Origin of the sequence: Arenibacter latericius DSM 15913, assembly GCF_000424985.1 — a bacterium.
GTDB classification, from domain to species: domain Bacteria; phylum Bacteroidota; class Bacteroidia; order Flavobacteriales; family Flavobacteriaceae; genus Arenibacter; species Arenibacter latericius.
This window is the reverse complement of sequence record NZ_AUKX01000008.1, coordinates 57,776-70,395: the sequence shown is the minus strand read 5'-3', so window position 1 is coordinate 70,395 and position 12,620 is coordinate 57,776. Positions and strand designations below refer to the sequence as shown.

General features: G+C 37.3%; 11 protein-coding genes. 9 read left to right on the top strand and 2 right to left on the bottom strand.

Going from position 1 to position 12,620, the window contains the following annotated elements:
* Positions 1-3 precede the first annotated feature (3 nt).
* The 3 genes from H344_RS0105305 to H344_RS0105295 all read left to right on the top strand — a co-directional run bounded on the left by H344_RS0105305 (position 4) and on the right by H344_RS0105295 (position 3,776).
* A complete protein-coding gene (locus H344_RS0105305; RefSeq protein WP_026809357.1) occupies positions 4-993 on the top strand; it encodes a sugar phosphate isomerase/epimerase family protein in 990 nt (329 codons plus the stop codon).
* A gap of 396 nt (positions 994-1,389) precedes the next feature.
* Positions 1,390-2,619 carry a nucleoside permease gene (locus H344_RS0105300; RefSeq protein WP_026809356.1) on the top strand — a complete coding sequence of 410 codons (1,230 nt, stop codon included), beginning with the start codon at positions 1,390-1,392 and terminating at the stop codon, positions 2,617-2,619.
* Between the two features lie 20 nt (positions 2,620-2,639).
* Positions 2,640-3,776: a Gfo/Idh/MocA family protein gene (locus tag H344_RS0105295; protein ID WP_026809355.1), complete on the top strand. Its 1,137-nt coding sequence runs from the start codon at positions 2,640-2,642 to the stop codon at positions 3,774-3,776.
* A gap of 65 nt (positions 3,777-3,841) precedes the next feature.
* Here H344_RS0105295 and H344_RS0105290 read toward each other — a convergent pair whose 3' ends face one another.
* On the bottom strand, positions 3,842-4,297 hold the full coding sequence (locus H344_RS0105290; RefSeq protein WP_026809354.1) for an ASCH domain-containing protein: 456 nt from the start codon (positions 4,295-4,297) through the stop codon (positions 3,842-3,844).
* 493 nt (positions 4,298-4,790) lie between these two features.
* On the opposite strand from H344_RS0105290, the gene H344_RS0105285 reads away from it, so the two are divergent.
* The 6 genes from H344_RS0105285 to nadD all read left to right on the top strand — a co-directional run bounded on the left by H344_RS0105285 (position 4,791) and on the right by nadD (position 10,083).
* On the top strand, positions 4,791-5,843 hold the full coding sequence (locus H344_RS0105285) for a sugar phosphate isomerase/epimerase family protein (RefSeq protein WP_026809353.1): 1,053 nt from the start codon (positions 4,791-4,793) through the stop codon (positions 5,841-5,843).
* 18 nt (positions 5,844-5,861) lie between these two features.
* Positions 5,862-6,635 carry a 3-keto-disaccharide hydrolase gene (locus tag H344_RS0105280; RefSeq protein ID WP_026809352.1) on the top strand — a complete coding sequence of 258 codons (774 nt, stop codon included), beginning with the start codon at positions 5,862-5,864 and terminating at the stop codon, positions 6,633-6,635.
* Between the two features lie 18 nt (positions 6,636-6,653).
* Entirely contained in the window at positions 6,654-7,484 is an 831-nt protein-coding gene (locus tag H344_RS0105275; protein WP_026809351.1) for a 3-keto-disaccharide hydrolase, read from the top strand.
* 489 nt (positions 7,485-7,973) lie between these two features.
* On the top strand, positions 7,974-8,831 hold the full coding sequence (locus H344_RS0105270; protein WP_026809350.1) for a YicC/YloC family endoribonuclease: 858 nt from the start codon (positions 7,974-7,976) through the stop codon (positions 8,829-8,831).
* Positions 8,831-9,415, top strand: a complete 585-nt coding sequence (gene gmk / locus H344_RS0105265; RefSeq protein WP_026809349.1) for a guanylate kinase — start codon at positions 8,831-8,833, stop codon at positions 9,413-9,415. The genes H344_RS0105270 and gmk overlap by 1 nt, the downstream gene beginning before the upstream one ends.
* A gap of 80 nt (positions 9,416-9,495) precedes the next feature.
* Positions 9,496-10,083, top strand: coding sequence for a nicotinate (nicotinamide) nucleotide adenylyltransferase (gene nadD, locus H344_RS0105260; RefSeq protein WP_026809348.1), 588 nt, complete (start codon positions 9,496-9,498; stop codon positions 10,081-10,083).
* 248 nt (positions 10,084-10,331) lie between these two features.
* On the opposite strand, the gene H344_RS0105255 is transcribed toward nadD, so the two are convergent.
* Complete coding sequence (locus H344_RS0105255; protein WP_026809347.1) at positions 10,332-12,599, bottom strand: inorganic phosphate transporter; 2,268 nt, start codon at positions 12,597-12,599, stop codon at positions 10,332-10,334.
* Positions 12,600-12,620: the final 21 nt, after the last annotated feature.

Genomic DNA, 12,620 nt, shown 5'->3' with positions numbered 1-12,620 from the left:
AAGATGAAACGTAAAAATTTGAAGATCAACGGGTTTAAGTTCGTAATGGCATTATTGTTCGTAGGAATGTTGTCTTGTAAAGATGCACCCAAAAAACAGGCAAACAATGAGGATAGTGTAGCGGCAACCGTAGCTTCCGAAGAGCCATTTTTTAAACTTTCCCTAGCGCAATGGTCTATGCATAGAATGATTAGAAATGAAGGAGTAGATCCTTATTCCTTTGCGCAGAAAGCATCAGAATGGGGCTTTTCTGGATTAGAATATGTTAGCGGGTTGTATTATGACGAATTAGGAGCTTCAAATTTTTCTAAAGAAGCTATGGATGCTTTCGTAGCTAAGAACAATGCTGAAAGTGAAAAATACGGATTAAAGAACTTATTAATAATGATTGATGGTCAAGGAGACTTGGCTACTCCTGATGCTGCGAAAAGAAAAGCAGCAGTTGAAAACCACTACAAATGGGTAGATGCAGCTGCAGCAATGGGTTGCCATGCTATTAGAGTAAACCTTTCTGGAAGTAATAACCCAGAAGAGTGGGTTGCTAGTTCTGTAGATGGCCTAACTCAACTATCTACTTATGCAAAAGATAAAGGTATAAACGTATTGGTAGAAAATCATGGAGGCTTATCTTCTAATGGAGCCCTATTGGCTGAGGTGATGACCAAGGTGGATATGGAGAACTGTGGTACATTACCAGATTTTGGTAACTTCTGTATTAAGCGGACTCCAAATGGGTGTGATGAAAGCTACGATCCTTACCAAGGGCTTAGCGAGCTAATGCCACACGCTTTAGCAGTAAGTGCTAAGTCTAATGTTTTTGATGCAGAGGGGAATGAAAGAAACCTAGATTACGCTAGAATTCTTAAGATAGTTAAGGATGCTGGTTATACAGGGTATATTGGTGTAGAGTATGAAGGTGGAGAATTAAGTGAAGAAGAAGGAATTATCGCCACAAGAGACCTGCTAATTAAAGAAGGAAGTAAATTAAACTAATCCTCACTTATAATTGTAGGTAGACTTTTTTACTACAATTATATTGATAATAATAAGAGATGCGAAGAGTGCAATAGCTTGGAATAATTTACAGCCTGCTATTGCGCTCTTTAATTATTAAGTAAATGTCATCACTTTTAGAAAGGGGTGTTTGGTGTTATTGGCATAATGGTAGGTATGGTATTGCAGCCGTTAAGTACCTAGTGTCATTAGAGAGGTTGTTCGTTATTAAGCAAGCTTAAGAGGATATCTATTCGGAGATACTTTTTATAGTATAGACCATTTTGCCAAAGCATAACATGTAATTCGGTCGATGGTTAGGATTCTTCCAGAAAAGTATTGTTCTTAAGGTCTACTATTTAACACCGATAGACTACATTAACTACAATTAGTATTATGAATTTAAAAATAAAGACACAGCTTTCTTTTATGATGTTCCTCGAGTTTTTTATCTGGGGAGGCTGGTTTGTTACCTTAGGTACCTTTTTGGGTAGTAATCTCAATGCAACAGGTGCAGAAACGGCAATGGCCTTTTCTACCCAGAGTTGGGGCGCTATAATAGCTCCGTTTATTATTGGTTTAATTGCAGACCGATACTTTAACGCGGAACGTATTTTGGGCATCCTGCATTTATTAGGTGCGGTGTTGATGTATCAGATGTACACAGCAGTAGATTTTGCTGCTTTTTATCCTTATGTTTTGGGGTATATGATTGTTTACATGCCTACGCTTGCGTTGGTAAACTCCATTTCTTTTAATCAGATGAAAAATCCGGCTAAGGAATTTTCCTTTGTTCGTGTTTTTGGTACCATAGGGTGGATTGTTGCAGGATTAGTAATCAGTTTTGTATTTGTATGGGACTCAGAAGCTGCTAGGGCAGATGGATTGTTAAGGAACACTTTCCTAATGGTGGCTATTGCTTCTGCTGTTTTGGGACTGTTTAGTTTTACACTTCCAAAAACTCCGCCAAAAGTGAGTAATAGTGAGAAGCCATCTATTTCGGAAATCTTGGGGCTAGACGCTCTAAAACTTTTAAAGGATAGAAACTTTTTAATATTCTTTATTTCTTCCATTCTAATTTGTATTCCGCTAGCGTTTTATTATCAGAATGCAAACCCCTTTTTGTCTGAAATTGGAATGGAGAACCCTACAGGGAAAATGACAATTGGTCAAGGGTCGGAAGTGTTTTTTATGTTGTTGCTTCCGTACTTCTTTAGGAAGTTTGGATTTAAAATAACTTTAATTGCGGGTATGCTCGCGTGGACCATAAGGTACTTTCTATTTGCTTTTGGCGATGCTGGAGACCAGGCTTACATGCTCCTTATTGGGATAGCACTACATGGTATTTGTTACGACTTTTTCTTTGTTTCTGGGCAAATTTATACGGATTCCAAAGCAGGGGAAAGATATAAGAGTGCTGCTCAAGGATTAATTACCTTGGCTACCTATGGTGTAGGTATGTTAATCGGATTCTGGGTTGCAGGAGTAATTACAGATAGTTATATTGTGAGCGATGGAGTACATAGTTGGGTAGATATCTGGACTTTCCCTGCTATTTTTGCTTTTGGGGTTATGATTCTGTTCACTATATTTTTTAAGAACGAAGAAGTAGAGTACAAAGATTAATTAAGTAAAAAAATAAGTATATGGCTAAGAAAATTAGACTAGGAATTTTAGGTGGAGGGGGTGATTCCCTTATCGGAATATTACACCGAGTAGCCTCCCAAATAAATGATAATTATGAGATTGTAGGAGCAGTATTTAATCCTAACTATGATGAAAGTATTGCTTTTGCCAAGGAAATAGATATTCCTACTAATAGGATTTACAAAGATTTTGATGCCTTGGTAGAGGAGGAAATGAAATTACCAAAGGAAGAGCGAATTCAAGTGTGCTCTATTCTTACTCCAAATTTCTTGCATTTTCCAATGGCTAAGAAACTGTTGGATAACGGATTTCACGTAATCTGTGAAAAACCATTTACAACCACTTACGAGGAAGCTAAAATATTACAGGAGGCACAGGCAAAGACCAATGCAATATTGGCTATCACGCATACCTATACTGGCTACCCTATGGTGCGTCAGATGCGAGAGATGATTAAGGCAGGTGCTATTGGAAAAATACATAAGGTAGATGTGCGTTATTATCAGGGTTGGATGAATTCTATTATTCATGATAAAGATAAACGATCTACCGTATGGCGTTTAGATCCTAAAAAAGCGGGTATCAGTTCCTGTATTGCAGATATTGGTGTGCATGCCTCTAATATGGTAGAGTTTACTACAGGATTGAGGATAAAGTCTATTTTGGCCGACTTTAATTATCTGTATGATGATAATCAAATGGATGTAGATGGTACTATCCTTATTCGTATGGATAAGCATGTAAAGGGAGTTGTACGTGCTAGTCAGGTAGCTACGGGAGAGGAAAATGGTCTTGCTATTGCTATATATGGGGACAAAGGCGGACTCAGATGGGAGCAGGAGAATCCAAATTACCTGAAGGTACAGAGTGATACAGAGCCCTTGCAGATATTTAAACCAGGACATGCGTACAATTCAGACCTGTCATTGGATGGTACAAAATTGCCTCCAGGGCATCCTGAAGGAATTTTTGATGCTATGGCTAATATCTATAAAGGAGTAGCTAGAGCTATCCGCGGACAAGAATATAACGATGGAGAGTTTCCAACGATGTTAGACGCTGTTCGTGGAATGGATTTTATTGAAAGTACGGTAGAATCTAATAAGAAAGGAAACGTTTGGGTGGAGCTAGATTAAGCCCAACGACTAATAACTAAGAGGCGGTCTATTTTGGGCCGCCTTTTTTATTTAGTACAGGTTATTTAACCGTATACTTTTTCAAAGGAAACACAAACTACAATCATGCTTTCCTGGGGGCTGCGTCTAAAAGGAGATAATTCTGATGAGAAATAGCTCCAATAAGTTTCTTTCCATTGAGTAAGGCTGTCAAAGCCATCGCGCCTACTATAATCTTCGGTAATGTTAAACCACGGTTTTAAGGTAGAAGATGTTATGCGAACTATACATTGTGCATTGCCTCTACCATCCACAACAATTAAAAAAGACCCAATTTTTGGTAGAGATTCTTTTCTATTCTGTATGCCCAACAAAGAGAATGAAGTGGCTGTTTTACTTTTGTTAAGTACTAATTGTGCATGCCGATCGGCATCATTTTCATTCGTGAAAAATTGGATGGTTTCCGGGGCGTTCGCCCTGGCGAATTCGGGATGAGCATCTAAGAAGTCGGCCCACATATGTTTAGCTGATCTGTTTTCCATTAATTTTATCTAAAATTATTTTTGCATAATCATCAATTGCTTCTGTCTCTATCTTTAAAAAGTCTTGTTGATCAGATTAATAGGAAGACCTAGAATGGGCAAGGATTTTTATTCCCTTACATTCCATAAAGCTATCTTTTAATGCATGGTATATTATTCTGATAATTCTTTTGGTTTCCTTATATTTATGACTTCGCTTTTTAGAATGGTAAAATGTCTACCATTCTTTAAATATAGAACTAAATTATTAATTTTTTTAAACGATTAAGGTATTTAAATAGTAGTTCAGTTTAATGTTAGATTGAAAGGGGTAATTAATAATTGGCCGCTTTTTATTTCTTTGACTTTTAATGAGTAATACCTTTATTTAAATTTTTAGAATAATAAATTATTAGATGCATAGATAAAATAAGCACGACCGAAATCTGGTCGTGAACACGAATGAAGATATGCAGATTGCATATGACCGTTAAAAAACAATAAATATCTACATATGAAAACAATTAAGGGGCCAGCTGTATTTTTGGCACAGTTTATAGACGAAAAAGCGCCGTTCAATACTTTGGATGGAATATGTAAATGGGCATCCGATCTAGGATATAAAGGGATTCAGATTCCTACGTGGGTAGATTTTTTAATAGACCTAGATAAGGCTGCGGAGAGTCAGACCTATTGTGATGAACTTAAAGGGAAAGTTAATTCCTATGGTTTAGAAATCACAGAGCTTTCTACTCATTTGCAAGGGCAGTTGGTAGCGGTACACCCTGCCTATGATAAGATGTTCGATAGTTTTGCGCCAGAGAACATGAGGAATAATCCCAAGGCACGTACAGAGTGGGCTATAGATAGAGTGAAAAAGGCAGCTACCGCTAGCCGTAGGTTGGGATTAAAAGCCCACGCCACTTTCTCTGGTTCTCTTTTATGGCATACCATGCACCCATGGCCGCAGCGTCCTGCTGGATTAGTGGAGATGGGCTTCGAGGAACTGGCAAAGAGGTGGTTGCCAATCCTAAATCATTACGATAAAGAAGGAGTAGATGTTTGTTACGAGATACACCCAGGAGAAGATCTTCATGATGGAGATACTTTTGAACGCTTTTTGGAAGCTACTGGAAATCATAAAAGGGTGAATATTTTATACGATCCAAGTCATTTCGTACTTCAACAATTAGATTATATCTCCTATATAGATCACTATCACGAGTTTATTAAATCGTTTCACGTAAAAGATTCTGAATTTAATCCTACTGGAAAAAAAGGAATGTTTGGTGGCTATAATGATTGGGGTAACCGTGCAGGGAGATATCGCTCACTCGGCGATGGTCAAATCGATTTTAAAACCATATTCTCAAAATTAACTCAATACAACTGTGACGTTTGGGCAGTAATGGAATGGGAATGCTGTATAAAAAGTCCAGAGCAAGGAGCTAGGGAAGGTGCCAAGTTTATTCAGGATCATATCATAGAGGCTACCGAAAAAACTTTTGATGATTTTGCAGGAGCCAAAACTGATGAAAAGATGCTGAAAGAAATATTAGGACTTTAAACAAATAAATACAAATTGATGAAAAAATTACTATACACTGCCTTGATAGCTGTTGCATTAACTGGCTGCAAGGATAAGACGAATAAGGATAACAATATGGTAGATTCTGATCCCATAACAAATTCGGAAAAGGTTGCACCATCGGCGGCAGCTAAGTCGGGCGAATGGCAGGTGCTTTTTGATGGTACTAACTTTGACGCTTGGAAACGGTATTTGGAAGACGGAGTAGGTGATGCCTGGAAAATTGAGGAAGGCGCTATGGTATTCTACCCGCCTAAAGAACGTAAAAAAGGGGAGAAGTATAATTTAGTGACCAAAGACAGCTTTACTAACTTTGTGCTTTCCTTAGAATGGAAAATATCTGAAGGGGGTAATAGCGGTATCTTTTGGGGAGTAAAAGAAATAGAAAGTTTACACGAAGCTTACCTTTCAGGACCAGAGATTCAGGTGTTGGACAATAAGAAGCACCCTGATGCTAAAAATGGTCCCGTTCGTCAGGCAGGAGCATTATACGATATGGTTGGTCCTAGTGAGGACGTTACCAAGCCTGCTGGGGAATGGAATACCTGTGTGCTAACAGTAAACCATAAAACCAATGAAGGTAGTGTGGTATTAAACGGGACAGAAATTGCTAGTTTCCCTGTTAACGGACCAGATTGGGAGGCAATGGTAGACAAATCTAAATTTAAGGGATCGGAGCATTTTGGGAAATATCCTACAGGAAAAATTGGTCTTCAGGATCATGGGGATATTGTAGCCTATAGAAATATCAAAATAAAATCATTGGATTAATTTAAGGACTACAAGGTTATGAGATTAAAATATAGTTATCTCTCTCTTGCATTGTTGCTAGCAGTAGGGTGTAAGGAGAAAGGAACAATGGCTTCCATGCAGCCGAATGAGACTGCCTTAGAATCGAATACTATTGTAGTACACGATGAGTATACGGGAACCGAGCCTACAAAACCCGAGGAAACGGAAGCATACAAACCTGTGCCTCCTGTGGTAAAATCTAATGGTGTTTTTACAGCTCCGCCAAGTGACGCCATTGTGTTATTTGGAGGTGATAATTTAGATAATTGGGTCCATATTAAGGATAATTCTAAAGCTAAGTGGCATGTAAATCCGGATGGTAGTATGACTGTTGCTAATAAGACCGGTGATATACAAACCGTACAAAAGTTTGGTAGCGTGCAATTGCACTTGGAGTGGAAATCTCCCGCCGATATTGAAGGAGAGGGACAGAGTAGGGGTAATAGTGGTGTTTTTTTACAAGGGATTTATGAGATTCAGATCTTGGATAATAACAATAATGACACCTATGTAAACGGTCAAGTAGGCTCTATCTACAAGCAGCACACTCCGCTTGCTATGGCTTCTGTGCCCAGCGGGGAATGGAATAGTTATGATATAATTTATCATGCCCCGGAGTTTAATGAAAACGGGGATAAAACTAAATCAGGAACCATGACGGTAGTCCATAATGGTGTTTTAATTCAGGACAATGTGGAGATAAAGGGGACCACTCCCTATGTAGGTTGGCCCAAGAATCCAGCACATGGCAAAGGCCCTTTAAGGCTCCAAGATCATGGAGATAATAGTAGGGTGAGTTTTAGGAATATTTGGGTAAGGGAATTATAATATAGAAGGAATGGGAGTTTTTTATAATAGCCTTGACTCCAAGTGGTGTATCACTACCGATTGTCTGGTTTTATAAAAAATTCCCTCCTAAAATTATCAATAACTTATATGGTTACCGTACTCCATTGAGTATGAAGATCAAGGAAACATGAGATTTTGCTGATATAATTGACGCAAAAATGCTTTTTTACTTAGGTGTTTACACCATGGCTAAAGGTGTTGTCACATATGCTATGTCACCTTCTTGGACGGTTATTGTTTTCGCAATTTCACTTGTAGAGGGATTCATTATTGGACTTTAGTGGTGCGTACACTAATTAATTGTTCACTTCGATAAAAATGAAATACCCTTAAAATCAGAGTTGTAGTTTTATTTTCTGCTGCTACTGCATAATCATTTCTAAATGGGGTATTATTTCTTGAATGTAGCATAGATTTAAGCTATAAAAACCTAATTTGATTACATTTGTCAAAACTTAAAATTATTTTATGATTCAATCCATGACGGGTTTTGGGAAGCATGTAATACAGCTTCCATCGAAAAAAATCACCATAGAGATAAAGTCCCTTAACAGCAAAAGTCTAGATCTCAATGCTAGGATACCATCTGCGTATAGGGAAAAGGAATTGGAATTGCGCAAAACCATTGCTAGTTCTCTTGTAAGAGGGAAGGTAGATTTTGGATTATACATTGAAAATACTGGTGAAGAGACCTCTTCAATGGTGAATGAGACCGTTGTAAGACAGTATATGGAGCAATTAGGAAAGATAGTACCCGGAAATGATATGGCGCTATTAGAAATAGCAATGCGTATGCCAGATACCATGAAAACAGAAAGGGAGGATATAGATGAAGCGGAATTTAAGGTTATAAAAGATACACTTACCGAAGCATTAAAGGAAATTAATCAATTTAGAACAGAAGAAGGAAAAGTTTTAGAGGATGATTTTAAGGCTAGGATTGCTTCTTTAAAAGCACTTTTAGGCGATGTGGTTGTAATGGATAAGGATAGGCTGAATGCTGTTAGAGAGCGTTTAGAAAAGGCGGTGTCCGATTTAAAAGTAGATCTAGACGAGAATCGCTTTGAGCAGGAGTTAATCTATTACCTGGAGAAATATGATATTACAGAGGAAAAAGTAAGGTTGCAAAACCATTTAGATTATTTCACGGCTACCTTAGACTCTGATGAATCTAATGGAAAGAAACTTGCTTTTATTGGACAAGAAATAGGTAGGGAGATTAATACCATTGGTTCTAAAGCAAATTTTGCACCCATGCAGCAATTGGTAGTGCAGATGAAAGACGAGTTGGAAAAGATTAAAGAACAAATGCTTAATGTACTATAATGAAAGGCGGTAAATTAATAATATTTTCAGCACCTTCGGGAAGTGGTAAAACAACTATAGTGAGGCATCTTTTGGAACAGCCGGAGCTTAATTTGGCGTTTTCCATATCTGCCACATCTAGGCCAAGACGAGGCAAAGAAAAACACGGGGAGCACTATTATTTCATGCGATTGTCCGAGTTTAAACAACATATTAAAGATGATGACTTCTTGGAATGGGAAGAAGTCTATAGGGATAATTTCTACGGTACCTTAAAAAGTGAGGTAGAGCGTCTATGGTCAGAAGGGAAAAATGTAATTTTCGATATAGACGTAGCTGGTGGTTTACGGATAAAGAAAAAGTTTCCAGATAAGACTCTAGCCGTTTTTGTGAAGCCGCCTAGTGTAGATGAACTAAAAATTAGGCTAAAAAAGCGAAGTACAGAATCTGATGATAAAATAAACATGCGAATAGCTAAGGCTTCTGTAGAATTGGCAACGGCACCACAATTTGATAAGATTATAAAGAATTATGATCTAGATAAGGCGTTGGAAGAAGCACATAAGTTGGTGGCAGATTTTGTTGGAGCTAAGACTGAAGCGTAATTGATCTTTTAGGATGTTGATGGCTTTTTAAAGCTGCTGAATGAATAGTTTTTTGTGTTGGTAAAGGACTTAGTTAAGGTATGAAGAAAAAAATAGGACTTTTTTTTGGGACGTTCAACCCAATACATATTGGCCATTTGGTAATTGCCAATCATATGGTAGAATTCTCGGACCTAGATGAGGTGTGGTTTGTAATAACCCCACAAAGTCCTTTTAAAGCTAAAAAAACTTTATTGGACAACCATCACAGATATCAATTGGTATATGAAGCAGTTAAGCATTATCCAAAATTAAGACCAAGTGATATAGAGTTTAATTTGCCACAACCTAATTATACAGTACATACGTTGGTCCATATCAATGAAAAATACAAGGGTAAATACGATTTTTCATTAATCATGGGTGAGGATAATTTAAAAGGTTTCCATAAATGGAAAAATTATGAGGTTATTTTAGAAAACCACGATATCTATGTGTACCCTAGGATTTCTGATGGAAAAATAGAAAGTAGGTTCGAAGGTCATCAAAGAATTCATCGTGTTGATGCGCCCATAATGGAAATATCCTCCACTTTTATACGTTCTCAGATTAAATTAAAGAAGAACATACGCCCCTTACTTACAGAGGCTGTTTGGGATTATATAGATCACATGAACTTTTATGGCTAACAGAAGTTAATTGCTTTAAGGTAGATGCAAGCTGACTATAACTTTAATTAGCGTCAAAAGCCTTTAATTGGTAATGTATCTATTGCTAGGGTTCCTTTAAGAAAGTCTTAATGCTAATACTGCTAAGCGTGTAAAGGTAATTTTTACTTCAACGAGATTACAACAATTCTTTTAGGCTATATAATAAAAAAGGCAAACTGTGCTATAATTAGCTGCAGCTTGCCTTTTAACATTTATATAATTTAGTCCTAAGCTTCTACTTTGGCAGGTTGAACTGTACTGTCATGTTCCTGATAGTAGAGCTCCAAAAGATTCATAGTTGCATTTATAAAATCTTTTGTTTCCAATAGAATAGTAAAGTACAGCGTAGTGTTTTTTGGACTTGACTCTTCTGTACGAGTACGCTCAATTTGTTTTTCTATTTTCTGAGAAACCATATCTAGAAGGGTCTGTTTGCTACCTAAAATACTTCCAATTTTTGTGAAATTACGGGTTTCAAACGCTTCCTTAGTCTCACTAAGTAATAGATCTAGTTTTTGATCTATTTCCTTGATCTCCTTTATCTGATTGTATTTTAATTTCTTATGATTATTGTTAATGTGTTTGTGGCTAATCTTAGATAGGTATTCAAGTGATTGAGCCATATCCTGCAAGTATCCTAAAATATTAATATAGAAGTTACTAGCCCCAACGCTGGTTTCGTCTAAGTTCTTAATAAAGTAGAAGATGTGATCTCTTAAATCATCTACCTCGGCAGAAAGTTTTGTCACTTGCTTTTTGTTTTTCTTAAGCATGTCCAAATCTTGTTTTGCCAAGCCGTTTATGGTATTGGTGTAAATCTTGTTACTTCTTTTTGCTACGTTAGAAATGTTGTTAGCACTTTCCTCAATAACACCTTGTATAGAGCTGCTCTCTGCTTTTCTTAAGCTATCTTCAGCGCTAATTTCTTTCGATTTTTTGTTATGAGATATATAATTACGTACTAATAAGAATACCGCGATTAATAATAGAATAGCAAACATGGAAGGTACATGTATGTTTATAAGGTATGCGATTACCGCTGCGGAAGTAAATGCCATAAATGCGGTAAAAAACCATCCTCCAATAACATTTAAAACACCAGCAACTCGGTAAACAGCACTTTCTGCGCCCCATGCCCTATCTGCTAGTGAGGTTCCCATAGCTACCATAAAAGTTACATAGGTGGTAGATAACGGTAATTTATACGAGGTTGCTATAGATATTAATACCCCAGCTACCATTAGGTTTACCGCAGCTCTAATAATATCAAATGCGGGCATTTCAAAAGTTTTGTCCTTGGATAAAGAAATGACTGGCTTCTCAAATTTAGCGTCTATTTTTTTCTGTAAAGGTTTAGGGGTTATCGTATTAGCACCAGTAGAAATTAGCATAGCTGCCCTTACTATTGTTCTCGATAAAAAGTTAGGCTGAAAGCGTTCTTTGGACTCTCCTTCCCTAGATAGGTTGATTTCGGTCTCTGCTACGTAGCGCGCCTTTTTGGAAAACCATAAAGTGAGCACCATAATCATTCCAGCTCCAAATAAGATAGTTGGATTTGTGGCTACTTTTTTAGAAAGTATACCCATATTAAACTCGTTAGCTGCCAAACCAGAGTTACTCCAAGCTATAAAAGACTCGTAAGCGGCAATGGGTACACCTATAAAGTTTACCAAATCGTTCCCTGCAAATGCAAGGGCCAATGCGAAAGTACCTGCAACGATAATAATTTTATAAACGTCGTAGTTTAATACAGTAGATATAACATAGGAAATCAGGAACCAAAGGAAAAGACTTCCTATAACAATTGCTACAGTGTTGTTCTGGATAATGTCTAGAAAATTGTCGCTAACAAAAGAAGCTCCTTTTATACCTTTAATCAAGATAAAATAAGTGATTGCTGTAAGTGCTATTCCACAAAAAAGCGCTCCAATCCATTTAGCTTTTTTTCTAAAATCGAAAGTAAGTAGTATTCGGGATATGTATTGGACTATAGCTCCAACAGAGAATGCGATTACTACAGAGAGGAGAATACCCGAGATAATTTCGGTCGCCTTAGAGGTGTTTATATAGTTGAAGACATCTAGATAATTCCCAGATTCTGCTCCTACTTTTAAAAATGCCATTGCAACCGATGCCCCCAAAAGTTCAAAAACTATGGATACAGTAGTAGACGTTGGCATGCCTATTGTATTAAAGAAGTCCAAGAGCAAAATGTCGGTAATCATTACCGCCATAAAAATAATCATGATCTCATTGAACATAAACTCATTGGGATTAAATATCCCTTTTCGGGCTACCTCCATCATCCCACTAGAAAAAATAGCCCCAATAGCAATACCAAGGCTTGCTACCACCATTATGGTCCTAAAAGAAATAGCCTTAGAGCCAATCGCAGAATTTAAAAAATTGACTGCATCATTACTAACCCCCACTATCAAATCGGCTACTGCCAAAAAGACTAAGGCAATGATCATTAAAAAGTATATATTATCCATAGTAGCTAAAAAAAATGTTTG

Coding starts and splice junctions, on each gene's coding strand:
- H344_RS0105255 (WP_026809347.1), bottom strand. CDS start 12,599: ATGGATAATATATACTTTTTAATGATCATTGCCTTAGTCTTTTTGGCA.
- H344_RS0105290 (WP_026809354.1), bottom strand. CDS start 4,297: ATGGAAAACAGATCAGCTAAACATATGTGGGCCGACTTCTTAGATGCT.
- H344_RS0105275 (WP_026809351.1), top strand. CDS start 6,654: ATGAGATTAAAATATAGTTATCTCTCTCTTGCATTGTTGCTAGCAGTA.
- H344_RS0105270 (WP_026809350.1), top strand. CDS start 7,974: ATGATTCAATCCATGACGGGTTTTGGGAAGCATGTAATACAGCTTCCA.
- H344_RS0105295 (WP_026809355.1), top strand. CDS start 2,640: ATGGCTAAGAAAATTAGACTAGGAATTTTAGGTGGAGGGGGTGATTCC.
- H344_RS0105300 (WP_026809356.1), top strand. CDS start 1,390: ATGAATTTAAAAATAAAGACACAGCTTTCTTTTATGATGTTCCTCGAG.
- nadD (WP_026809348.1), top strand. CDS start 9,496: ATGAAGAAAAAAATAGGACTTTTTTTTGGGACGTTCAACCCAATACAT.
- H344_RS0105285 (WP_026809353.1), top strand. CDS start 4,791: ATGAAAACAATTAAGGGGCCAGCTGTATTTTTGGCACAGTTTATAGAC.
- H344_RS0105280 (WP_026809352.1), top strand. CDS start 5,862: ATGAAAAAATTACTATACACTGCCTTGATAGCTGTTGCATTAACTGGC.
- H344_RS0105305 (WP_026809357.1), top strand. CDS start 4: ATGAAACGTAAAAATTTGAAGATCAACGGGTTTAAGTTCGTAATGGCA.
- gmk (WP_026809349.1), top strand. CDS start 8,831: ATGAAAGGCGGTAAATTAATAATATTTTCAGCACCTTCGGGAAGTGGT.